Source organism: Aeromonas sp. R7-4 (genome assembly GCF_040908055.1).
In the GTDB taxonomy this organism is placed as follows: Bacteria; Pseudomonadota; Gammaproteobacteria; order Enterobacterales; family Aeromonadaceae; genus Aeromonas; species Aeromonas sanarellii.
This window is the reverse complement of the sequence record NZ_JBFODA010000026.1, coordinates 1-23,020: the sequence shown is the minus strand read 5'-3', so window position 1 is coordinate 23,020 and position 23,020 is coordinate 1. Positions and strand designations below refer to the sequence as shown.

The window sequence follows — 23,020 nt, the reverse complement described above, 5'->3', positions numbered from 1 at the left end:
GCTACACGGCTGCCCATCCCCGGGACCCACACTATATGCATGACTTCATTCAGTGGTTCAACCCCTTGTCACCCTTGATCAGGCCAGGATTGCGCGACGGGGTGTCGGCAAGCGGGGTCAGGTCATCAGGATCGGGCTCGTCCGCAGCCATGTGCTGGCGAAGGGTGAGCAGGGCGGCGTCGAAGTCGAACTCCTTCAACTGCCTGGCCAGGGTCTCGCTTCGAGTGCCCAGCATGAGCCGCAGGGGGGCGGCGTATTGCTCGTACAGGGGGATCACCGCGGTGTCGCTCTGCACCAGCAGCGCCTCCATCTGGCGAAGCAGCTGGCGGCGCCACGGGTTGCCGAGGGGCACCAGATCCGTGGCCGTGGCCGCCTCTTCATTCCCCAGCCGTTCGTGCAGGGCGGCAAGCCATCTGTCGATGGTCGACATCAGTTCGGCCGGCGGGGGGGTACCGGCGGCGATCTCCTGCTCCAGCTGCAGGCAGTGCTGCGCCAGCTCCACCGCCCCCAGGGTGCTGGCCACGCCGCGCAGGGTGTGAACCAGGCGGGAGGCGGCGGTCTGGTCCCCGGTCTGCAGATGCTGGCTCAGCAGGACCATGTCCTGATCGTGCTCGCTGGCGAAGTAGCGCAGCAGGGAGAGGTACTTCTCCTGATTGCCCTTGAGCACTGCCAGCCCCTGCTGCAGATCCAGCCCGGAGAGTCCCAGCAGGGGGGAGAGGGGGCCCGTTTCTATGCCCGGATCATGCTCCTCATGGCGGAGCCCGGCCACTTTGCCGTCGGGCAGCCACCGCTGCAGGGCCTCAAACAGCTTGGCGGGGGTGGCGGGTTTGGGGATGAAGTCGTTCATGCCGGCCGATTCGCTCGCCTTCCTGTCCTCCTCGAAGGCGCTGGCCGTCAGGGCCAGGATGGGAACCTGCTCCCAGCCGGGCAGCGCCCGGATGGCTCGGGTGGCGCTGTAACCGTCCATCAGCGGCATCTGTATGTCCATCAGGATGAGATCGAAGGAGTGCTGCCTGACACGCTCCAGCGCCTCCTGGCCATTGACGGCGGTCTCGATGACGAGGCCACTGTTGCACAGCAGCTCCAGCACCACCTCGCGGTTGATGGCGTTGTCCTCCACCAGCAATACCCTGGCATGGCCCGGGAAATAGCGCGTCTGCTCCACCTGTTCGAGCAGCGGCGATGGCTGCACCTCCTCCCTGGCCTTGAACAGACGGGCGGTAAACCAGAAGCAGCTCCCCTTGCCCGGGGTGCTGGTGACGCCGACTTCTCCCCCCATCAGGGCCGCGATCCGGCTGGTGATCGCCAGGCCCAGGCCGGTGCCGCCATATTTGCGGGTGGTGGAGACATCGGCCTGCTCGAACGCCTGGAACAGCTTCTCGCGCTGCTCTGGGGTGATGCCGATGCCGGTGTCCTCCACCTCGAAACGCAGCAGATAGCCGGTGGTGAGCGGGCGGGTGACCCGGACCCTGAGGGTGACCGAGCCCTGTTCGGTGAACTTGATGGCGTTGGTCGCGTAGTTGAGCAGCGCCTGGCGCAGCCGGGTGATGTCACCGTGGACCCAGGCCGGGGCATCCCCGATGTCGATCACGATGGCGAGCCCCTTGGCACGGGCCTGCTCGCTCATCAGGGCGCTGACGTTGTCCAGCATGGCGGTGAGGGAGAAGTCGGTCAGCTCCAGCGCCATCTTGCCCGCATCGATCTTGGAGAGGTCCAGGATGTCGTTGATGATGCTCAGCAGATGCTGGGCGGCGTTGTCTATCTTCTCCAGCCGCTCGTGCTGGATGCGATCCGGCGTGTCGCGCTTGAGCAGATAGGTGAGCCCCAGGATGGCGTTCATGGGGGTGCGGATCTCGTGGCTCATGTTGGCCAGGAAGGCACTCTTGGCGTGATTGGCGCTCTCGGCGCGCTGGTGGGCCAGGGCCAGCTGCAGGGTGCGCTCGTTGACCATCTCCTCCAGATGGTAGCGATACTGGTCCAGCTCCTCGCCGAGCTGCTTCTTCTCGGTGATGTCGGCCTGCACGGTCACATAGTGGGTGATCTCGCCGTTCTCCTGGCGGATGGGGGAGACGGTGGCCAGCACCTGGTAGTGGGCACCATCCTTGCGCCGGTTGATGAACTCCCCGTGCCAGCGCTGGCCGTGGTGGACGGCATCCCAGAGCGCGACATAGGTGGCATTCGGGGTGAGACCGGAGCGCAGCAGGGAGGGCGTCTGGCCGATCACCTCGCTCTTCTGGTAGCCGCTGGCGGCGAGGAAGGCGGCGTTGACGTACTCGATGCGTGACCGGGTGTCCGTGATGAAGACGCCGTCCGGGCTCTGCTCCAGGGCCAGGGACAACTGGCGCAGCTGCTGTTCGGCCAGCTTGCGCTCCGTGATGTCCAGATGGATGCCAAGGAGGCGGACAGGGCGCTGCTGGGCATCCCGGTAGACGCTCCCCTTGCTCGCCAGCCAGCGCACGTTGCCGTCCGGCAGCAGGATGCGGAACTCGATCTCGACCGGAGCCCCGCTCACCGCCCGTTCGGCCAGCAACTGCTCGATGCGGAGCCTGTCATCGGGATGCTGGCAGGCCTGCCAGGCGGCGAAATCACCCAGGTCCTGGGCGCTGCGGCCATAGAGGCGGGCACATTCGGGCGAGAAGAAGAGACGGTTGCTGACCATGTCCCACTCCCAGATCCCCACGTGGGCCCCTTCCTGAGCCATCAACAGCCGCTGCTCGCTTTCACGCAGGGCGCTGCTGATGGTCTCGGCACGCACCCGGGCGCTGATGGCGTCGTCCATCAGGTTCAGTGCCGCGAGGCGGGCGCGGCGCTGGGTATCGAGTGCAGCCTGTTGATTGTGCAGCAGTCGCTGCTCGGCCAGCTTGCGCTCCGTGATGTCCTGCACTGTCCCATAGAGCTCGATGGTGGTGCCGTCAGGCGCTGTCAGGGCCGCGCCACGGGCGATGACCCAGGCGGATTCCCCCTGCTCGTTGATGATCTCGGCATCGCACTCGTAGGGTTGCCCGTCCCGTCGGCAGCGCTCGACGGCCTGGGCGACGGCGTGCCACCCCTCCTGGGTGAAGTACTTTCTCACCTCGGGATAGACGGCGGGGGGCAGGGCGGGATCGCGGCCATAGATGCGATAGATCTCCGGCGACCAGAAGTGGCTGTCGTCGGCAATGCGCCAGCGCCAGTTGCCAATCTTGGCCAGCCGCTGGGACTCGCGCAGTATGGCCTCGTTGCGGCGCAGGGCCTCCTCGGTCTCCTTGTTCTGCCGATTGTCCTCGATGATGGAGATGAAGTAGTCGGGTTCTTCGTCGAGGTTCCTTACCAGGGCCACCGTCAGGGTCGTCCAGATGGTCTCTCCCCCCTTGTGCAGGTAGCGCTTTTGCAGGGTGTAGTGGGGGATTTCCCCCGCCAGCACCCGGGCGACATGGGTCTCATCGATGAAGAGATCGTCCGGGTGGGTCAGCTGCTGGAACGTCATCTCGGTGAGCTCGTCGGCCCGGTAGCCCAGCATGTCGCACAAGCGCTGGTTGACCCGCAGCCAGTGACCATCGGGGGAGACCAGGGCGATGCCGACCGCCGCCTGCTCGAAGGTGGCCTGGAAGCGGTTCTCGCTCTGCTGCAGGCGGGACTGGGTGTTCATCAGCTCCTGCCAGTGCAGGATCTCCCGGGCCCGGGCGCTGTGGATGGCGGCACTGAGCAGGCTGACGAGGAGGCCGTTGGCGATGAGGAGCCCCCACTGCACCAGATCCTGGCCCGCCGTAATGCGCAGCTCATTGACGGGGGGCAGCATGAAATAGGTGGTGACCAGGGCGCTGACCAGGGTGCAGAGCAGGCCAGGCAGCAGGCCTCCCAGCAGGGCGCAGATGATGATGGGCAGCATGAAGAGCACCAGCAGCGGGCGCTCGCCGAAGGCGATGGGCAGCTGGATCCGGATCTGCAGCATCAGCAGGGGAAGCAGCACCGCCAGCAGGCAGACACCCCAGCGTTGGGTAGAGGGGCGAACATGCCAGAGTTGCGACCAGCTCATGATGGGAGATCCTCCGGTGGCATGGGAGCCTGGGGGTAGGGAGGCGGCAGCCCGAGCTGGCGCGAGAGCCCGTTGATCTGGTGCTTGAGCGCCAGCATGGCGAGCTCCCTGTCCACCATCACCTTGTTGAAACGCTCCAGCTCATGGTTCTGCTGGCGCAGCTCGTCGGCCTGGTGGGTCAGGGCCTGTTCGACCTGCTCCCGCTCGGTGACGTCGAGCAGGAGCCCGATCACCGCGGGCTGGCCGCGATAATCGACGCGCCGCCCGTAGAGCTCGACCTCCAGGGCCTCCCCCTGCCGGTGCTGGGCGCTGAAACGGGTGTGGATTTCGCTGTCATCCTGCTCGCACGCCTGTATCAGTTCGGCCACCCTGGCGCTGTCCTTGGGGGCGGCGAGGGCGTGCAGGCTGCCAACGCCGAGCAAGGCACCGGGTGAATCATAGCCAAACAGCTGGGCAAAGCAGGGATTGATGTAGCAGAGACGCCCCTGCTGGATGATGTAGATGCCGGCGAGGGACTGCTCTACCAGGGCGCGAAACAGCCCCTCCCGCTCGCGCAAGTCGGCATCTGCCCGCTTGGCGTCCGTGATGTCGCGGGAGATGCCGAAGATGCCGATCACCCGGCCATCGCTGTCTTGCAGCGGCCCCTTGGTGGCGAGGAAGACGCGATCCCCTGAGGGCAGGGTCAGGTACTCCTCCTCGGTCTGCACCCGGTTGCGTTCAATCACCTGGCGGCCGGCGGCCATCAGCATCCGGGCCTGCTGCGGGGGAAAGATGGCCATGTCGTCCTGGCCCAGCATCTCGGCGGCGGATTTGCCGACGAACCGGCTGGCGGCGCGATTGAACAGGATGTACTTGCCCTCCCTGTCCTTGGCAAAGATGGCATCTTCCGAACTGTCGGCGATGGCGGAGAGCAGCTGCAGCGCCTCCAGCCGCTGGGACTGGGAGTGGTGGAGCTGCTCGGCCATCTGCAGCCGGGTGTGCTGGCGCAGCAGGATGACGCCGGCGTTGGTGATGAAGAGCACCAGCAGGCCGATGAGGCCGATCCAGATGCTCTCCTTGAAGGTGGCCTGATAGAGCTCGGCCTTGTCTATCTTGGCCAGCAGATACCAGTCCGTGTTCATCACAGGGTAGACGACGCCAAATACCTCGGTGTCCCGATAATCCTTGCCGGAGAGCACCCGGGATTCGCCCTGACCGGCGTAGAGACGCAGGTACTGGGCGGCCAGCAGGGTCTGGTGGGTGAGGGGGTAGTGCAGGGTGAGGGCCGCGTCATCGGGGCGATAACGCAGGCCACTCAGATAACGCACCTGATCCCCCTGCTGGCGAAACAGCATGGCTTCGCCACTGCTGTCGGGAATGGGCCAGGTGCGAAGGATCCGATCGGCCCAGTCAGTGCCGATGATCTGCAGCGCGATCACGGGGGAAGCCTTGCCCGGGGTGTTCAGGGCGGCCAGAAAATCCAGCCTGGATTGTCCCCGCTCATCGAGGTAGGGGCCCACCCTGAGCACCTTGCCTGCTTCCACCCGGGCCAGGGCATCCTGCAGGGTAGTATTCATGGTGCCGGCCCCCGGGGTGTGCCACAGGGTCTGGGCGGTTGGACCAAACACGGCGGCCCCCTGGAATCCTCGCAGTGAGATGAAGTCCAGCAGCTGTGTCTGCCACTGCGCCTGTTCATGGGATGATGCGGCCGCCAGCCCATCCCGATGCAGGGCGTCATAGCGCGGACTCTCGATGATCTGGCGGACATCCTGCTCGCGGTTGTCGAGCCATTCGGTGATGCGCCTGCTCTTGAGATCGGCGATGGCTTCGAGGCGGGCGACCTCCTTGCTCCGGGTCAGCTCGATGTTCTGGGCGATGGCCATGCCGGTCAGCGCCAGGATGAGCCCGTTGAGCAGCACGAAGGGGAGCCACTGACGCCGGGTCACGCCGGGGGTGACCAGGGCCTGGTCGGTGCGACGGCGCAGCATGGCATAGAGCATGAGCGCTGTGATGAGAATGAAGAGCCAGCCCTTGATGGTGCTGGCGAGGGCGAACTGGGCCGGGGTGCTGAACAGCCACTCCACCGCCTTGTCGGAGAGCAGGATCCACAGGCTCGCCACGGCGGCATAGGTGAGCACCACGTTGAGCACGTGGGCCCGGGTCAGCGGAGGCCGTTCAGCCATGCGCGACCTCGCCGTCATCCCGGTAGCGCTCGGCGATGCTCACGAACTCCTCGAAGTGACGGTCGAAGGCCGCCACCACGTCCGGATCGAAGTGCTGGCCGCTGCCGGAGAGAATGAGGGCGCGCGCCTCCTCATAGGGCATGGCCGGTTTGTAGACCCGGGCACAGATGAGGGCGTCAAACACGTCGGCCAGCGCCATCAGACGGGCAGAGAGGGGGATGGCGTCCCCCTGCAGGGCATCCGGGTAGCCGCTGCCGTCCCACTTCTCGTGGTGCCAGTGGGCGATCTCCTTGGCCAGGGTCAGGAAGGCCAGGGGTTGCTCCATGTCCTGCTCGGCCTGCTCGATGGCGTCGCTGCCGAGCTTGGCGTGGGTGCGCATGATCTGCCACTCCTCCGGGGTCAGCTTGCCCGGTTTGAGCAGGATGTGGTCGGGAATGCCCACCTTGCCGATGTCGTGCAGGGGGGCCGAGCGGCTCAGCAGATCGATGTAGCCCGGGGTCAGGGTATGGACGAAACGGGGGTGATCAGCCAGGGCGCTGGCCAGCAGGTGCACGTACCCCTGGGTGCGAAGGATATGGTTGCCGGTCTCGGGATCGCGGATCTCCGCCAGGTGGGCGAGGGCGCGGATGGCCACCTGCTGGATCAGGTCGTTTTCGGCCATCCGCCTGGCCACCTCGGCTTCCAGGGCCGCATTCTGGTTCTGCAGGCCGTCGCGGGCCTGCTTGGCTTCCAGCTGGGTGCGCACCCTGGCCTGAACGATGATGGGCTTGATGGGCTTGGTGATGTAGTCGACGGCGCCAAGGGAGAGACCGTACTCCTCGCTCTGGGGATCGGCGAGGGCGGTGAGCAGGACCACGGGGGTGGTGCTGCCACCCGGGGACTGGCGCAGTTGTCTGAGCACCTCATAACCGTCCATGCCCGGCATCATGACGTCCAGCAGGATGAGATCCGGCTGGGTGTCGCTGCCGACGATGCGCAGGCACTTCTCTCCGCTTTGGGCGGCCAGCACGCGGTAGTGAGGGGAGAGCAGTTCGGTCAGTACCATCAGATTTTCGGGCGAGTCGTCGACAATCAGGATGGTGGCGCTGTGAGGTGTCAACATATGTCTTCCATGACGCTGTCCCTATGGGGTCGAGTATAGAGCCAATTGCTGCCAAATCATAAGGTTCGCACACATCGGGGAAGAGAGGCCCGCCCGTATGGGCAGGCTCTCCCGGTTCACGGGGTCGTGGTGCCCTGGCCCCAGCACAGGATAGCGTCTCTTACGTCGAACTTGCCCTCCAGCAGGGCGCGACCGAGGATGATCCCCTTGACCCCCGAGTCCTTGAGCGCCTCGATGTCGGCCAGGCCGCCGATGCCGCCTGAGGCCTGAAAGCCGACGCTCGGGTAGCGGGCACAGAGATCCCGGTAGAGCGCGACATTGGTACCGGCCAGGGTACCGTCCCGGCTGATGTCGGTGCAGAGCACGTGCTTGAGCCCGGCGGGGAGAAAGCGCTCGATCAGGGCTTCGATGGTGACACCGCTGTTCTCCTGCCAGCCCGCCACCGCAATGTGGCGATTGCCCTCCTCATCGATGTTGACGTCCAGGGCCAGCACGATGCGCTCGGGGCCGTATTTCTCCATCCAGCTGGCCACCAGCTCCGGAGACTTGACGGCGGTGGAGCCGATAACGACCCGATTGGCGCCTGCCGCCAGCAGATCGGCCACGTCCTGCTCGGTGCGCACGCCGCCGCCGACCTGCACCGGGGCGTCGGTGGCCGACAGCAGCCGGGTGATCAGGGACAGCTGGCGCGCTTTGGCATCCTTGGCACCGTCCAGATCCACCAGGTGCAATTGCCCCGCCCCCTGGGCGACGTATTCATCGAAGCGGGCCTGGGGGCTGCTGCTGTAGGCGGTCTTCTGGTCGTAGTCCCCCTGATAGAGTCGAACCACCTGACCGTTAATCAAATCAATGGCGGGAATGATCATCCTTGTCACAGCTCCAGAAAGTTTTGCAGTAAACGGGCGCCGGCCGCACCGGATCGCTCCGGGTGGAATTGGGCGCCAAAGAAATTGTCGCGGCCCACGATGGCGGTAAAGGGTCGGCCATAGTCGCAGGTGGCCAGGGTCGCCTCGGTCACCTCCAGCGCATAGGAGTGCACGAAGTAGAAGTAGCTGCCGCTGTGGATCCCCTTCAGCAGCGGGTGGGTCTCGTCGTGGGTGATCTGGTTCCAGCCCATGTGGGGCAGGCGCAGATCGCCCACCTCCATCAGCCGGATCTTGCCCGGCACTATGCCGAGGCAGTCGATCTCGCCGCATCCCTGATCCGCTGTGTTCATGCTCTCTTCGGAGGCCTGCGCCAGCATCTGCATGCCGAGGCAAAAGCCCAGCAGCGGCTGTTTGGCGGCGCGAATAAGGGGCACCAGCCCGCGTTCGTTCAAGTTCTTCATGGCGGCCACCGCGGTGCCGACCCCGGGCAGGATCAGCTTGTCGGCCTGCTCGATGTCGACGGCCTTGCTGGAGACCAGGGGCTGCACGCCCAGGCGCTCGAACGCCATCCTGACCGAGGCCAGGTTCGCGCAGCCGGTGTCGATGATGACCAGCTTCTGGTTTGCCATCACAGCACCCCCTTGCTGGAGGGGAGTTCGCTCCCTTCCACCCGGATTGCCTGGCGCAGGGCGCGGCCGAAGCCCTTGAACAGCGCCTCCACCTGGTGGTGGGTGTTGCCGCTGCCGACCTTCATCTGCAGGGTGATGGCCATGGCGTCCGAGAGCGAGCGGAAGAAGTGGGGCACCATCTCGGTGGCCATCTCGCCCACGCTGTCGCGGCCAAAGCCGCTCGGGCAGTCGAACACGAAGTAGGGGCGACCGCTGAGATCCAGGGCCGTGGCCACATCCAGTTCGGTCAGGGAGGGGGCCTGCTCGTTGCCGCTCGTGGCTGCTGCCGGACGGGGACGGCCGTCGATCACCGCCTGCACCTCGTCCATCGCCAGCACGAAGCCGAAGCGGCCGATGCCGCGCTTGTTGCCAAGGGCCTGGCGCAGGGCCTGGCCCAGCGCCAGCCCGACGTCTTCCACCGTGTGGTGATCGTCGATGTGCAGATCGCCGCTCACCTTGAGCCTGAGGCGAAAGCCCGCGTGGGTCGCTATCTGATCCAGCATGTGATCGAAGAAGCCGATGCCGGTGGCGATCTGGTTGCCGCCGCTCTTGTCGAGATCCACCGCCACCTGGATGCGGGTCTCCTTGGTGTAGCGCTCCACCTCGGCGGTGCGCCCCTTGGAGAGCAACTGATCACGGATGGCGAGCCAGCCACTCTCCTGCGGGTGGTAGCGGATGCCACGGATACCCATGTTCTCGGCGAGCTGCAGGTCGGTCTGGCGATCGCCAATGACGAAGGAGTTGGCGAAGTCGATGCGACCCGAGGCCAGGTACTCCTTCACCAGGCCCAGGTTGGGCTTGCGGCAGCTGCAACCGTCGGTGGGGAAGTGGGGGCAGATCAGCACCTGCTCCCAGGTGACGCCCTGGGATTCGAACAGGTGCATCATCAGATCGTGGGGGGGCTGGAAGTTCTCCAGCGGCAGGCTGGCGGTGCCCAGCCCATCCTGGTTGGTCACCATCACCAGCACGTAGCCGGCGGCCTGGAGTTCTCGCAGCACAGGGATCACCATGGGCTCGAAGCGCAGCTTGGCGAGGCTGTCCACCTGCTTGTCGGTGACCGGCTCCTCGATCAGGGTGCCGTCACGGTCGATAAACAAAAACGGGGTCTTCATCTCTTCTACATCCTTATACGCTGGCGGCAGACGGGGTGGTGGCGGCAACATCGCGCAGCACCTGGAGCACGGCATCCATTTCGCCCTGATAGCCGATGGTGATGCGGATGCTGTTGTCGAGCCCCGGCTTGCTGGAAAAATCTCGCAGTATGATGCCGGCGGCCTTCATGGCGGCGAACACGGCGGCCCCGTCATTGAAGCGCACCAGCACGAAGTTGCCCTTGTCCTCGAACACTTCCTTGACGCAGGGCAGACGGAGCAGTTCGGCCTTGATGATCGCTTTTTGCTTGTTGAGCTCCTGCACCCGATCCTGCATCAATTCCAGCCCCATGGGGGAGAGCGCCTGGCTTGCTATCTGGGCGATGGGATCGGGAATGGGGTAGGGGGCGATCACCTTGGCCAGCATGGCGATGACCTCGGGATCCCCCAGGGTGAAGCCGCAGCGGATCCCCGCCAGGGCGAAGGCCTTGGAGAGGGTGCGGGTCACCACCAGGTTGGGGTATTGGGCGAGCAGGTCCACCACACTCGCCTCCGGACAGAACTCGATATAGGCCTCGTCCACGACGATGATGGCGCGCTCCCGGGCCTTCTCCAGCAGGGCGATGAGCCCCTTGCGGCCCACCAGATCCCCGGTGGGGTTGTTGGGGGAGCAGAGAAACACCAGCTTCACGTCCGACAGCCGATCGGCGATGGCGGGCCAGTCGGGTTGACGGCTCGCGGTGAGCGGCTGCTCCACGATGCCGACGCCGCAGGTCTCGGCGCTGATGGCGTACATGCCGTAGGTGGGCGGACAGATGAGGATCTGATCCTCCCCCGCCTCGCAGAAGGTGCGGATCAAGAGCTCGATGGCCTCGTCGGCCCCGCGGCTCACCAGCACCCGATCCGGGGTCACCCCGGCGTAGGCGGCGTAACCGTTCACCACCTCGGCCGGCTGGCACTCGGGGTAGCGGTTGAGGCGGCTGCCCTCGACGGTGAAGGGGTAGGCCAGCGGCGCCTCGTTGGCGTTGAGCCAGACGTGGCCCTTGCCACCGATGCGGCGGGCGGACTGGTAGGGGGTGAGGGCCCGCACCACGCGGCGAGCCAGGTTGGCGATGCTCATGATAAATCCTTTTGCAGTGCGTTCAGTCTGAGGGTAACGGCATTCTTGTGGGCATCGAGCCCTTCCGCCTCGGCGATGCGCTGGACGATGGGGCCCAGGCCGCGGATCCCTTCCGCACTCAGCTCCTGCACCGTGTAGCGGCGCTGATAGTCGGCGAGCCCCAGGCTCGAGCAGGTGCGGGCATAGCCGTAGGTGGGCAGGGTGTGGTTGGTGCCGCTGGCGTAATCGCCGACCGACTCCGGGGTCCATGCGCCGAGGAAGATGGAGCCGGCGTTCTCGAGCTTGTCCAGCAGCGCCCTCGGCGCCTCGGTCTGCACGATAAGGTGCTCGGGGGCATAGGCGTTGGAGATGGCGCAGGCCTCGTCCAGGTTGTCGCAGAGGATCACCAGGCTGGCGTCCAGCGCCTTGGCGGCAATGTCGCGGCGGCTGAGCTGCGCCAGCTGCGCCTTGAGCTCGTCGCTGATGGCATCGGCCAGGCGCGGTGAGGTGGTCACCAGCACCACCTGGCTGTCGGGGCCGTGCTCGGCCTGGGAGAGCAGGTCGGCCGCCACGAAGGCCGGGTTGGCACTGTCGTCGGCGATCACCAGCACCTCGGAGGGGCCGGCGGGCATGTCGATGGCGGCGCCGCGCCAGTCGCGGGAGACCTGGCCCTTGGCCTCGGTCACGTAGGCGTTGCCCGGGCCGAAGATCTTGTCCACCTTGGGGATCGTCTGCGTGCCATAGGCCATGGCGGCGATGGCCTGGGCACCGCCGATGGCGAACACCTGGCGCACGCCGCAGGCGCGGGCGGCGAACAGGATCTCGTCGCTGGCCGGCGACGGGGTGCAGAGCACCACCTCGCGGCAGCCGGCTAGGCTTGCCGGAATGGCCAGCATCATCACGGTGGAGGGGAGCGGGGCGCTGCCCCCCGGCACATAGAGGCCGACCCGGCCGATGGGCTGGGTGCGCAGCTCGCACAGGACGCCGGGCTGGGTCTCGACCCGCACGACGGGCTGCACCTGGGCGGCGTGGAAGGTGCGGATATTGGCGATGGCGGCCAGGATGGCGTCCTTGATGTCGTCATCCAGTCGGGCACAGGCGGCGTCTATCTCGGCCTCGCTTACCCGCAACTGCTCGCGGGGGGCGCGCTCGAAGCGCTGGCTCAGCTCGCGCAGCGCCTCGTCACCGCGGGCCCGTACGGAGGCGATGATCTCCCGCACCACGGCGCCGATGTCGGCCTCGTCGCCGAGGGCGGGGCGGGTCAGCACCTCGGCCTGCCGGGCGGGGGAGAGACTCTTCCAGATCAGGGTCTGCATGATGTTGCTTCCTTATTCCATCATCTTTTCGATGGGCAGCACCAGGATGGAGCTGGCCCCCAGGGCCTTGAGCTGCTCCATGGTCTCCCAGAACAGGGTTTCGCTGGAGACGACGTGCAGCGCCACCTGATTGGTCTCGCCGGCGAGCTGCATGATGGTGGGGCGCTCTGCGCCGGGTAGCAGGGAGGTGATGGCGTCGAGCTTGTCTTTCGGGGCGTGCAGCATGATGTACTTGCTCTCGCGGGCCTGCTGCATCCCCTGGATGCGGGGCAGCAGCTTGTCGATGAGCCTCTGCTTGGCGTCGTTCAGGGGGTTGGGAGCCTGCACCAGCACCGCCTTGGAGCGGTAGATCACCTCGACCTCTTTCAGGCCGTTGGCCTCCAGGGTCGCGCCGGTGGAGACCAGATCGCAGATGGCATCGGCCAGGCCCGCGCGCGGCGCCACTTCCACCGAGCCCCCCAGCATCACGCTCTTGAAGCCCAGGCCCTGCTCGTCGAAGAAGCGCTTGAGCAGCCCGGGGTAGGAGGTGGCGATGCGCTTGCCGGCGAGGCTCGCAGGGCCTTGGTAGTCCACGTCGTCCGGCACGGCCAGAGAGAGGCGGCAGCCGCCAAAATCGAGCTGCTTAAGGGTCTTGACCTCGGCTGGCAGTCCCTGGGCGGCGCGGATGAGCTGCACCTCTTCCAGCACGTTCTCGCCGATGATGCCGAGGTCGACCACCCCTTCCATCACCAGACCCGGGATGTCGTCATCGCGCACCCGCAGGATGTCGATGGGCATGTTCTCCACATGGGCGATGAGGCGCTGCTCCCGCAGGTTGATCTTGAGGCCGCAGCTCTTGAACAGGGCCTGGGAGTCCTGGCTCAGGCGGCCGGACTTTTGCATGGCGATGCGCAGACGTTGTGTTTCCATTGCTCGATTTTCCTTCTAGTCAAAAACGAAAAAACCCTCGGAAGTGGGTGCTTCCGAGGGTTTATGAATCTTGCGGTCCTTTTGGAAGTCACCAGTTAAGTGTCTTCCAGCAGTCAACCTCCTGAAAGACTATTCGGGATGATGATGGTGGTGATGAGTCTTCAGGGTGGTGAACTTCATGATGTAATCAATCCTTTACAAATCAGATGTCGTTGTTGACGCCCGATTTAAACTACCTGCCTTGACGGAAAAAGCAACCGAAAAATGTGATCCGGACGATTTAAGTTGAGAAAACGGTTTTCTGGTCGATAACTAAACGATGAAGAGCCAGAGGAGGCGACATCATGCCCAGCCAGGATCTGTTATTCCCCATCTTGCCCCGCGCACCCTCGACGCCGAGCCCCGACGACATCAAGCGGGAGGTGACCCAGATCAGCCAGAAGCATCAACTGCGCAAGATAGGCACCGAGAATGGCGGCGGTGGCGGCCAGCCGCGCCAGCAGGGGTATCATCCGGAGCGGCGTGATCAGCCGAAGGTGCAGGAAGATGATCACAAGCCGGACCCCGATCACCAGATCGATCTCTTCGTCTGAACGTATTATCAGTCCCGCTTTCGCCGCGCTTTTGGCATAATGCCCGCTTTTGCTGCGGGACACGCCTTTGACCATCCAGACCCTGTTCAAGCCAGACGGCCCTCTGGCCCGCCACATCGATGGCTTCAAGGCCCGCGCGCCGCAACTGGAGATGGCCGAGGCGGTGGCGCGCGCCATCCGGCACGGTGGTCGCCTGCTGGTGGAGGCGGGCACGGGCACCGGCAAGACCTACGCCTATCTGGTGCCGGCGCTGGAGTCCGGCAAGCGGATCGTCATCAGCACGGGCTCCAAGAACCTGCAGGAGCAGCTCTTCTACCGGGATCTCCCCACCATCACGGGGGCGCTCGACTACACGCGGCCTGTGGCCCTGCTCAAGGGGCGCAGCAACTACCTGTGCATCGAGCGGATGAACCGCCTGCTCGCCGAATCCCACCTGCAAAAGCCCGACGTGCTCAATGATCTGGTCAAGGTGAAGTCCTGGTCCACCACCACGGACAATGGCGATGTGGGGGACATTCCGGGGCTGCAGGAGAATGCCGAGATCCTCCCCCATGTCACCAGCACCAACGAGAACTGCCTGGGCCGCGACTGTCCCTACTATGACGACTGCCACCTGGTGGTGGCCCGCCGCCGCGCCATGGAGGCCCAGGTGGTGGTGATCAACCATCACCTCTTCTTCGCCGACATGGCGGTGAAAGACACCGGTTTTGGCGAGCTGGTGCCCGAGGCGCAGGTCTATGTGTTCGACGAGGCGCACCAGCTGCCCGAGATCGCCAGCAACTACTTCGGCAAGTCGGTGGGCAGCCGCACCATCCAGGATCTGGCCCAGGACATCCAGTTGGCTTATCGGGCCGAGGCTCACGACATGGCCCAGCTCGGCAAGGCGGCGGACCGGCTCGCCATCGCCAGCCAGGATCTGCGTCTGGCCTTCGGCGTGGAGGGGGGGCGCGGCAACACCCGAGACCTGCTGCGCCAGCCGCTCTGGGCCCAGGCGCTGGCTCGCCTCAACGACGCGCTCGGGCTCTGCTACGAGGTGCTGAAACTGGCGCTGGGGCGTGGCGAGCAGCTCGACCACTGTTTCGAGCGCATCAGCGAGCTGCGCACCCGGCTTGGGGAGGTGCTGGCCATCAACCAGACCGGTTTCTCCTACTGGTACGACTGTTCGCGCCTGCACTTCACCCTGAGCCTCACCCCGCTCTCGGTGGCCGAGCGCTTTGGCGCCGAGGTCCTTCGCCCCGAGGTGGCCTGGATCTTCACCTCCGCCACCCTGACGGTGGACAATCGCTTCGATCACTTTGTGGCCGAGATGGGGCTGGCCGGCAGTGCCGAGCTCATCCTCGACAGCCCGTTCGATTATGCCGAGCAGGCGCGGCTGTGCGTGCCTCGTTTCTTGCCCGAGCCCAATGCCTTCGGGCGGGGGGAGCAACTGGCCACCCTGATGATCCCGCTCATCAACAAAACGCCGGGGGGCTGTTTCTTCCTCTGCACCAGCCATCAGGTGATGCGGCAGGTGGCCGAGGTGCTGCGCCGGGAGATAGGCCGCACCGTCTTGTTGCAGGGGGAGGACAACAAGCAGCGGCTGCTCAAGACCTTCGTGGAGAACGGCCGCGCCGTGCTGGTGGCCACCAGCAGCTTCTGGGAGGGGATAGACGTGCGGGGGGCCGCATTGTCCTGTGTTATCATCGACAAGCTGCCCTTTGCGAGCCCGGATGATCCCCAGCTCAAGGCGCGGGTGGAGGATTGCAGGCTCAAGGGGGGAGATCCCTTCGCCGAACTTCAACTGCCCAAGGCGGTGATTGCGCTCAAGCAGGGGGTCGGGCGGCTCATTCGTGATCGCAGTGATCACGGGGTTCTTGTTATCTGTGATCCCCGGGTGGTCAACAAGCCCTACGGCGCCACCTTCATCAAGAGCCTGCCCGCCATCCCAAGGACCCGGGAGCTGGCGAGCCTGGGAGAATTTTTCGGACCACGGGAGTGAGTCCACCGTGCCGGGAACTCGTCCCGGCCAATGCATGACGGCAGGCCAAGGCCATGCTGACGATTTAACTGATTGATGTGAAGAGAATAAAAAAGAATGGATGAGTTAAAGATCCTGGCCGTTGATACTGCCACCGAAGCCTGCTCCGCTGCGCTCATGGTGGGCGACAAGGTGTTCTCCCGCTGGGAGGAGGCGCCGCGGGATCACACCCGCAAGATCCTGCCCATGGTTCAGGCTGTGTTAGCCGACGCCGGTCTATCGTTGGAGCAACTCGACGCCATCGCCTTCGGGCGGGGACCGGGTTCTTTCACCGGGGTGCGGATCGGGATCAGCGTGGCCCAGGGGCTTGCCTTTGGGGCCGGCGTGCCGCTCATCGGCATCTCAACCCTGGCGGCCATGGCTCAGGGGGCTCACCGTCTGGAAGGGGCCGAGCGGGTGCTGGCCGCCATCGATGCGCGCATGGACGAGGTCTACTTCGGCCACTACGAGTGGCAGGGCGACACGATGCAACTGGTGGGGGAGGAGGTGGTAAGCCACCCTGGCGCACTGGTTGAGGCCCGTGGCACGCTGAACGGGCGTGTTGCCTGTGTCGGCACCGGCTTTGAGACCTATGGCGAGACGCTCGACGATCTGGCCGAGGTCCTGGTGACGAGCCAGGTGCGCTTCCCGGCGGCGCTCGACATGCTGCCCCTGGCAAGCAAAGCCTGGCTGGCGGGGGAGGCAGTGCCGGTGGAGCAGGCAACCCCCGTCTATCTGCGAGACAAGGTGACCTGGAAAAAACTGCCGGGTCGCGAATGACATCCAACGGCGAGCCGCGACTCGATGCCAGTGAGTGAAGGTGGACGACGCGGATAAGGAGAGGCGAATGATGAAATCCGTGATCATGCTGGCGGGGCTGCTGCTGGCGGGCTGCAGCTCGGTGCCTAGGGAGCTGGTCTATGAGCCGGAAAACCAGCTGGTGGCCTATCAGCCCGCCCTGCAGGGGATGGAGGGCAAGCCGGCCCGCTGGAGCGGCGTCATTTCGGCGGTGCACAACGAACAGGATCAGAGCGTGGTGGAGGTGGTCTATCTGCCGCTCAAGGCCAACGGGGTGCCGACCCAGACCGAGCAGAGCCCGGGGCGCTTCCTCGCCGTCATGAAGGGCTTTGTCGATCCGACGCTCTACGCCAAGGGGCGCAGCCTGACGGTGCTCGGCACCCTTGACAAGCCGGTGGACAGCCAGATAGGGGAGCACAAGTATCGTTTCTCCGTGCTCAAGGTGACCGCCAGCAAGCTGTGGCCACCGGTGAAGGAGGTGGAGATCCGCTACGTGGATCCCTACTTCTACGACCCCTTCTATGATCCCTTCTGGCCAAGGCGCCACTACTCCCGCTGGTGATGATGACAGAACGCTTCATCACCCTGGCGGACGGGCGGCGCATCGCCCTGCTGGACAACGGTGGGCAGGGCAGGCCGCTGCTCGTCGCCCTGCACGGCTGGCTCGACAACGGCGCCAGCTTTGTGCCCCTGGCGCTTCATCTTGAGGCATTTCACCTCGTCTGCCTCGATCTGCCGGGGCACGGCCACTCGGATCACAAGGTGACCCCCTATGTCTTCGTTGACTGGCTGGACGATCTCCACCAGATCGTGCAGGCCGCAGGCTGGTCGCGCTTCATCCTGCTGGGGCACTCCCTGGGAGCGCTGATCGCCAGCGCCTATGCCGGGGTCTTTCCCGAGCAGGTGGCGCGCCTCATCCTGCTGGAGGGGCTAGGGCCGCTGAGCCAGCCCGACGAAGAGGTGCCCGGGCAACTGCGCCGCGCCATTCTCAATCGCAGTCGTACTCGCGAGCGCGCGTCCGGTGGGTTTGCCTCCCTCGACGAGGCGGTGGCGGCCCGCTGCAAGGTGGCGGACATCAGCCCGGCGGCGGCGCGCCTTATCTGCGAGCGGCAGCTGGTGGGGCGGGAAGGGCGCTGGCATTGGCGCAGCGACCCCAGGCTGCGGGATCTCTCGCCGCTGCGCATGAGCGAAGGGCAGGCCCAGGCGCTGATCCGGGCCATCGCCTGTCCCGTGCTGTTCATCCGGGGGGAACAGGGTTTCCCCGGGCTGCTGGCGCAATGGCAGTTGCGGGGGCCGCTCTTTGGCCAGATTGAAATGGTGCAGGTGGCGGGAAATCACCATTTCCACATGGAAAATTCGGCACAAACCGCCGTTTATATCGAAAAGTTCAGTCAAATCCGGTAGGATCGCCGGCTTTGAATCATGTCAGGTTTGCTTTCTCCCTCACACTTCCCGTTGTTAATTCACTGTTAATCGATGTTGCCTTATGTAAATATGTGCGGCATTAGAGCATGAGCTTAAAACAACTGATTGAAATGGATGTGACAGGGACGGAGGCAACACAGTGAGCGCACAGGTGCGAGTTATGCAGGAGAAGTTCGTGGAAAGAGTCTGGCTGAAGCGTTATCCAGAAGGGGTGCCCGCCGAGATCAATCCAGACCAATACGGCTCCCTGGTCGAGATGTTTGAAGAGTCGGTGACCCAGTTTGCCGACCAGCCCGCCTTCGTCAACATGGGGCAGACCATTACCTATCGCCGGCTGGAGGAGCAGTCCCGTGCCTTTGCCGCCTATCTGCAGAACGAGCTCAAGCTCGGCAAGGGCGACAGGGTGGCGGTGATGATGCCGAACCTGCTGCAATACCCCATCGCCGTGTTCGGCATACTGCGGGCCGGCATGACTGTGGTCAACGTCAACCCCCTCTATACTCCGCGCGAGCTGGAGCACCAGCTCAACGACTCCGGCGCCAAGGCCATCGTCATCGTCTCCAACTTTGCCCATACCCTGGAGAAGGTGGTCTACGACACCCCGGTCAAGCACGTTATCTTGACCCGCATGGGGGACAACCTCGGCCTGGCCAAGGGGACCTTGGTCAACTTCGTGGTGAAATACGTCAAGAAGCTGGTGCCCAAATACAACCTGCCCCATGCCAGCACCATGCGCCAGGCGCTCGCCAAGGGGCGCTATCTGCAGTACATCAAGCCGGAGATCAGCAACCAGGACATCGCTTTCCTGCAATACACCGGCGGCACCACGGGTCTCTCCAAGGGGGCCATGCTGACCCACCGCAACATGATTGCGAACGTGGAGCAGTGCCTCGGCGTTTACGGTCCCGTGCTGGAGCGCGGCAAGGAGTTCGTGGTCACGGCGCTGCCGCTCTACCATGTCTTCGCCCTCACCGTGAACTGCCTGCTGTTCATGCGCCTGGGTGGCTATAACCTGCTCATCAGCAATCCCCGCGACATCCCGGGCTTCGTCAAGGAGATCAAGAAGTACCCCTTCACCTGCATCACCGGGGTCAACACCCTGTTCAACGCCCTGGTCAACAACGACGAGTTCAAGGGCATGGATTTTGCCAAGCTCAAGCTCACCATAGGCGGCGGCATGGCGGTGCAGCGGGCGGTGGCCGAGCAGTGGAAGGCGCTGACCCGCACCCCGCTGCTGGAAGGCTATGGCCTGACCGAGTGCTCCCCCCTGGTGAGCGTCTGCCCCTACGATCTGATGGATTACAACGGCTCCATCGGCCTGCCGGTTTGCTCCACCGAGATCCGGCTGGTGGATGACGAGGGGAACCTCGTCACCCAGAGCGGCACCCCCGGCGAGATGCAGGTACGCGGCCCCCAGGTGATGACCGGCTACTGGCAGCGCCCGGAGGCCACCGCCGAGGTGATGCAGGATGGCTGGCTCTGCACCGGCGACATCGCGGTGTGCGACGAGCAGGGCTTCTTCAAGATCGTGGATCGCAAGAAGGACATGATCCTGGTCTCCGGCTTCAACGTCTATCCGAACGAGATCGAAGACGTGGTGGCGCTCCACCCCAAGGTGCTGGAAGTGGCCGCCGTCGGCGTGCCGAACCCGGTCTCCGGCGAGCAGGTCAAGATCTTCGTGGTCAAGAAAGATGCGGCGCTTGCAGAGAACGAGATAATTGCCCACTGCCGCAAACATCTGACTGCCTATAAGGTGCCGAAACTGGTAGAATTTCGCGACGAACTTCCCAAGACCAACGTGGGCAAGATCCTGCGCCGCGTGCTGCGCGACGAGGAGATTGCCAAGCAGTAACCGGCATGCACTGCTCTGCAGTCACGCGCTGTCGTTATGCAAAACCGTGGGGCATCCACGGTTTTTTCTTTCTGGGTCCGACCAACGTGCAGGCAACGATGCAATATCAACTCATTTCACAGCAAGCCGAACTGGATCAGTATCTCGCTTCCCTGGCCGACGTTCCCCTGGCCATCGATACCGAATTCGTTCGCACCCGTACCTACTATCCCCAGCTCGGTCTGTTCCAGATCTATGACGGCGAGCGCCTCGCCCTGCTGGATCCCCTGACGCTCGATCTCTCCGCTTTGTGGCAGCGCCTAGGCCGGGCAGGGCAGATCGCCATTTTGCACGCCTCCGGCGAGGATCTGGAGCTTATCCAGCATCAGGCGGGTCATCTGCCGAACCAGATGCACGACACCCAGCTGGCGGCGGCCTTCCTGGGCCATGGCGTCTCGGTGGGCTTCGGCGCCCTGGTCAACGAATTCCTCGGGGTCGAGCTTGAGAAGGATCAGGCTCGCACCGACTGGCTGGCTCGTCCGCTCACCCCTCGTCAGCTGGAATATGCCGCGGCGGATGTCTTCTATCTGCTGCCCCTCTACGACAAGGTGATGGCCAGGCTTCGCGAGAGCGGCAAGTTTGCCTGGTTCGAGCAGGAGTGCCAAAACCACTCCGCCCGCAAGATCCAGGGCAGTGATCCCCGTCAGGCCTACCTCGAGATCGTCAACGCATGGCAACTGGGCCGCCGCGAGCTGGCCATCCTGCGTGAGCTGGCCGCCTGGCGCCAGCAGGAGGCGGTGCGCCGGGATCTCGCCCTCAACTTCGTGGTCAAGGAGCTGCACCTGTTCAAGGTGGCGGAGCGCAGGCCAACCTCGCTGCGGGATCTCAACGAGCTGGGGCTGGCCCCCATCGAGATCAAGATCCACGGCAAGCGGATGCTGGACATCGTCGCGGCGGCCCAGCAGAGCGACCCCGAAGGCTGGCCCGAGCCCATCCGCCGGCTGGTGGATTATCCCCAGTACAAGGCCGAGCTCAAGCGCATCAAGGCCATGGTGGAGGAGAAGGCCAAGGCCAGCAACATCCCCCCTGAGCTGGTCGCGAGCAAGAAGATCATTCACCAGTACTTCACCTGGAGCTGGCGCATGAGCGCCGAGGAGCGGGCCCGGGCGGACAAGCCCATGCTGCTGCAAGGCTGGCGCCATGAGCTGGTGGGCCACCTGCTGGCGCAGTAGCGGCCTCTGGCGCCCCTATGACGAAAGCCCTGGCTGCGTGTGCGGCTAGGGCTTTTGCTTATCAGGATGCCCTGCAACAGGACCAGATCCTGGAAGCCGGTCCCCCCGCAGTATCGTTCAGCTAAATGCTGAGTATTTATACGATGTTCAACCTGTGCTTGGTCAGCGTCAGCCTATAAGTTGGTTGCTGTATTACTCCCATCGACCGTCAGTGGGTCACTGGTGGAATTCGTCAGCACTATATTCTGACTCCCCCGATGGTGCCGCTATATGCTCAGCAGATGGTCACTCCCCTCGAACAGGAGCTTCACGACGTCGCTACCGCTGGTGCCGTAATTGGCAAGCGACGCTGCGTCCACGAAGTTGGCGCCGCCGCTGGCGCCGTTGGTATCCACCTGCACGGTAACCGAGTTGCCTGACTGCGTCAGGCGAACAAAATCCGACTCTTGGCTCCCTGCGGTGAAATTAGCATCCAGCAGGTCCGATAGGTCGATGCTGTCACCTTCGGAGAAGTTGTAGTCGATGATCGAGTCTAAGTGGCTCACCCCCGTCTGGGCGAACACGAAGCGGTCGGCGCCCGCTCCGCCGCCCAGCACGTCATTGCCATCTCCACCACTCAGCACGTCGTTGTCTCCGCCCGCGAGCAGCAGGTCGTTGCCGCCGCCTCCATTGAGGATGTCCGTCCCGCTGTTGCCAAACAGCAGGTCGTTCTTGTTCAGGCCGTTCAGGGTTTCCGCGCCCGAGGAGGAGGCGATCAGATCGTTGTCGCCGTTGCTGCCGTCCAGCGGCGTGCCGTTGTCGGCGACCAAGGTGTAGGCTGCGGTACCCAGCGTGTAGCCATGGATGGTGCCGCCATTGCTGAAGGTGAGGGTCTCCACCTGTGCGCCGGCAAACTGATCCTGAACTGTGATATGGGTGTCACTGATGTCGAGCAGCAGATGGCTGCCGACCCGCTCGACGTGGAGGGCGGACAGTGCCGTGCTGTCTGTCGGTGAACTGGTGTTGATCAGCAGGGCGTCGTTGTTGCCGCCACTGTCCCGGACTATGTCCGAGCCATCGGCGAGACCGAAACGGTAGATATCGCCGTTGCTGCTGCCGCCGAGCAGCACGTCGTTGCCCTGGCCGCCGACCAAGGTCTCGCTGGCGCTGTTGCTACCGATCAGTATTTCATTACCCTCCGTGCCATCCAGGCTGCCCAAGCCGTCTCGGAGTATGGATACAGTTGCCGCAGCGCCAGTCAGCGTGCCATCGGTGGCCGCATAGCTGAATGAGCCCCCGGCAGGGGTACTGTCGATGAAGCTGACGCTGCCGCTGCTTCCCAAGCCGGCAGAATGAGAGACTGTTCCGTCTGAGGCGCTACCAACATTGGTTACATCCAGCAAGCCGTCTCCATTGCTGCTGTCGTTCAGCAGCAGCGACCACTCCGGGATCAGGATGGCGGTGCCCAGCGCAATGCTGGTGATCACGCTGTCGGCTGTGGTGGTCGGTGGCTCGCCCACATCGGTCACGCCTATGGTGAAGGATGTGCTGTTGCTGGACCCGTCGGCGCTGGTGGCCCGCACGGTAATGCTGTGGTTGGTGGCGGTCTCGTAATCGAGCGCCGCGGCCACTGTGACCACCCCAGTGCTGCTGTTGATGGTGAAGCGGCCATCGGCATCGTTGCTCAGCGAATAGGTGATGGCCTGGCCGCCGGCGTCGGCATCACTGGCGGAGGCAGTGATTCCCACTTGGGTACCAATGGCGGCGTTCTCGGCCACCGAGTTGCTGGCAACATTGCTATCGTTCGGGCCAAGTACCGGGTTGTCGTTGACATCGTTGATGGCGATGGTGAAGGTCTGCGCCTTGCTGGAGCCATCGGCACTGATGGCAGTGACCTCGATATTCACGCTGGCACCGAGGGCTTCACGGTCGATGGCG

17 protein-coding genes and 1 other annotated feature are annotated in these 23,020 nt (G+C 64.4%); of the genes, 7 read left to right on the top strand and 10 right to left on the bottom strand.

Features of this window, described 5'->3' with window-relative positions:
* Positions 1-49: 49 nt before the first annotated feature.
* The 9 genes from AB5Y72_RS04985 to hisG all read right to left on the bottom strand — a co-directional run bounded on the left by AB5Y72_RS04985 (position 50) and on the right by hisG (position 13,228).
* Positions 50-4,018: a PAS domain S-box protein gene (locus tag AB5Y72_RS04985; protein ID WP_325782374.1), complete on the bottom strand. Its 3,969-nt coding sequence runs from the start codon at positions 4,016-4,018 to the stop codon at positions 50-52.
* Positions 4,012-6,177 (bottom strand): PAS domain S-box protein, encoded by a 2,166-nt coding sequence (locus tag AB5Y72_RS04980; protein ID WP_325782361.1) that lies wholly within the window; start codon positions 6,175-6,177, stop codon positions 4,012-4,014. Before AB5Y72_RS04980 ends, AB5Y72_RS04985 begins: the two co-directional genes overlap by 7 nt.
* Positions 6,170-7,279: a two-component system response regulator gene (locus AB5Y72_RS04975; RefSeq protein ID WP_325782362.1), complete on the bottom strand. Its 1,110-nt coding sequence runs from the start codon at positions 7,277-7,279 to the stop codon at positions 6,170-6,172. The genes AB5Y72_RS04980 and AB5Y72_RS04975 overlap by 8 nt, the downstream gene beginning before the upstream one ends.
* 116 nt (positions 7,280-7,395) lie before the next feature.
* Positions 7,396-8,145, bottom strand: a complete 750-nt coding sequence (hisA, locus tag AB5Y72_RS04970; RefSeq protein WP_318163276.1) for a 1-(5-phosphoribosyl)-5-[(5-phosphoribosylamino)methylideneamino]imidazole-4-carboxamide isomerase — start codon at positions 8,143-8,145, stop codon at positions 7,396-7,398.
* A gap of 5 nt (positions 8,146-8,150) precedes the next feature.
* The gene (hisH, locus tag AB5Y72_RS04965) at positions 8,151-8,774 is read right to left on the bottom strand and encodes an imidazole glycerol phosphate synthase subunit HisH (RefSeq protein WP_325782363.1); all 624 of its coding nucleotides are present in this window, start codon (positions 8,772-8,774) and stop codon (positions 8,151-8,153) included.
* Positions 8,774-9,925: a bifunctional histidinol-phosphatase/imidazoleglycerol-phosphate dehydratase HisB gene (hisB, locus tag AB5Y72_RS04960; protein ID WP_368198652.1), complete on the bottom strand. Its 1,152-nt coding sequence runs from the start codon at positions 9,923-9,925 to the stop codon at positions 8,774-8,776. The genes hisH and hisB overlap by 1 nt, the downstream gene beginning before the upstream one ends.
* Before the next feature lie 13 nt (positions 9,926-9,938).
* Entirely contained in the window at positions 9,939-11,024 is a 1,086-nt protein-coding gene (gene hisC, locus AB5Y72_RS04955) for a histidinol-phosphate transaminase (protein WP_325782365.1), read from the bottom strand.
* Positions 11,021-12,319 (bottom strand): histidinol dehydrogenase, encoded by a 1,299-nt coding sequence (hisD, locus tag AB5Y72_RS04950; RefSeq protein WP_209792258.1) that lies wholly within the window; start codon positions 12,317-12,319, stop codon positions 11,021-11,023. Before hisD ends, hisC begins: the two co-directional genes overlap by 4 nt.
* Positions 12,320-12,331: 12 nt before the next feature.
* Positions 12,332-13,228: an ATP phosphoribosyltransferase gene (gene hisG / locus AB5Y72_RS04945; RefSeq protein WP_209792259.1), complete on the bottom strand. Its 897-nt coding sequence runs from the start codon at positions 13,226-13,228 to the stop codon at positions 12,332-12,334.
* Positions 13,229-13,257: 29 nt separating this feature from the next.
* Positions 13,258-13,382 (bottom strand) — a sequence feature (His leader region).
* Between the two features lie 190 nt (positions 13,383-13,572).
* On the opposite strand from hisG, the gene AB5Y72_RS04940 reads away from it, so the two are divergent.
* The 7 genes from AB5Y72_RS04940 (at position 13,573) to rnd (ending at position 21,103) form a co-directional block, all read left to right on the top strand.
* Positions 13,573-13,821 (top strand): hypothetical protein, encoded by a 249-nt coding sequence (locus AB5Y72_RS04940; protein WP_042078705.1) that lies wholly within the window; start codon positions 13,573-13,575, stop codon positions 13,819-13,821.
* Positions 13,822-13,888: 67 nt separating this feature from the next.
* Positions 13,889-15,799: an ATP-dependent DNA helicase gene (locus AB5Y72_RS04935; RefSeq protein WP_209792261.1), complete on the top strand. Its 1,911-nt coding sequence runs from the start codon at positions 13,889-13,891 to the stop codon at positions 15,797-15,799.
* Positions 15,800-15,895: 96 nt separating this feature from the next.
* A complete protein-coding gene (tsaB, locus tag AB5Y72_RS04930; protein ID WP_219144228.1) occupies positions 15,896-16,597 on the top strand; it encodes a tRNA (adenosine(37)-N6)-threonylcarbamoyltransferase complex dimerization subunit type 1 TsaB in 702 nt (233 codons plus the stop codon).
* A 67-nt stretch (positions 16,598-16,664) separates the two neighbouring features.
* Positions 16,665-17,177 (top strand): Slp family lipoprotein, encoded by a 513-nt coding sequence (locus tag AB5Y72_RS04925; RefSeq protein WP_042078700.1) that lies wholly within the window; start codon positions 16,665-16,667, stop codon positions 17,175-17,177.
* Positions 17,177-18,019, top strand: coding sequence for an alpha/beta hydrolase (locus AB5Y72_RS04920; protein ID WP_325782366.1), 843 nt, complete (start codon positions 17,177-17,179; stop codon positions 18,017-18,019). The genes AB5Y72_RS04925 and AB5Y72_RS04920 overlap by 1 nt, the downstream gene beginning before the upstream one ends.
* Positions 18,020-18,215: 196 nt before the next feature.
* On the top strand, positions 18,216-19,892 hold the full coding sequence (gene fadD, locus AB5Y72_RS04915; RefSeq protein ID WP_325782375.1) for a long-chain-fatty-acid--CoA ligase FadD: 1,677 nt from the start codon (positions 18,216-18,218) through the stop codon (positions 19,890-19,892).
* Positions 19,893-19,990: 98 nt separating this feature from the next.
* Positions 19,991-21,103 carry a ribonuclease D gene (rnd, locus tag AB5Y72_RS04910; protein ID WP_325782367.1) on the top strand — a complete coding sequence of 371 codons (1,113 nt, stop codon included), beginning with the start codon at positions 19,991-19,993 and terminating at the stop codon, positions 21,101-21,103.
* Between the two features lie 266 nt (positions 21,104-21,369).
* Here the strand turns inward: rnd and AB5Y72_RS04905 are convergent.
* Positions 21,370-23,020: cadherin domain-containing protein (locus AB5Y72_RS04905; RefSeq protein WP_368198651.1), on the bottom strand; the 1,651-nt coding region annotated here is incomplete at its 5' end.

Bases quoted from the DNA above. Each gene is read 5' to 3' on its own strand.
- AB5Y72_RS04980 (WP_325782361.1), bottom strand. From the start codon at position 6,177: ATGGCTGAACGGCCTCCGCTGACCCGGGCCCACGTGCTCAACGTGGTG.
- AB5Y72_RS04975 (WP_325782362.1), bottom strand. From the start codon at position 7,279: ATGTTGACACCTCACAGCGCCACCATCCTGATTGTCGACGACTCGCCC.
- hisA (WP_318163276.1), bottom strand. From the start codon at position 8,145: ATGATCATTCCCGCCATTGATTTGATTAACGGTCAGGTGGTTCGACTC.
- hisH (WP_325782363.1), bottom strand. From the start codon at position 8,774: ATGGCAAACCAGAAGCTGGTCATCATCGACACCGGCTGCGCGAACCTG.
- hisB (WP_368198652.1), bottom strand. From the start codon at position 9,925: ATGAAGACCCCGTTTTTGTTTATCGACCGTGACGGCACCCTGATCGAG.
- hisC (WP_325782365.1), bottom strand. From the start codon at position 11,024: ATGAGCATCGCCAACCTGGCTCGCCGCGTGGTGCGGGCCCTCACCCCC.
- hisD (WP_209792258.1), bottom strand. From the start codon at position 12,319: ATGCAGACCCTGATCTGGAAGAGTCTCTCCCCCGCCCGGCAGGCCGAG.
- hisG (WP_209792259.1), bottom strand. From the start codon at position 13,228: ATGGAAACACAACGTCTGCGCATCGCCATGCAAAAGTCCGGCCGCCTG.
- AB5Y72_RS04940 (WP_042078705.1), top strand. From the start codon at position 13,573: ATGCCCAGCCAGGATCTGTTATTCCCCATCTTGCCCCGCGCACCCTCG.
- tsaB (WP_219144228.1), top strand. From the start codon at position 15,896: ATGGATGAGTTAAAGATCCTGGCCGTTGATACTGCCACCGAAGCCTGC.
- AB5Y72_RS04925 (WP_042078700.1), top strand. From the start codon at position 16,665: ATGATGAAATCCGTGATCATGCTGGCGGGGCTGCTGCTGGCGGGCTGC.
- AB5Y72_RS04920 (WP_325782366.1), top strand. From the start codon at position 17,177: ATGATGACAGAACGCTTCATCACCCTGGCGGACGGGCGGCGCATCGCC.
- rnd (WP_325782367.1), top strand. From the start codon at position 19,991: ATGCAATATCAACTCATTTCACAGCAAGCCGAACTGGATCAGTATCTC.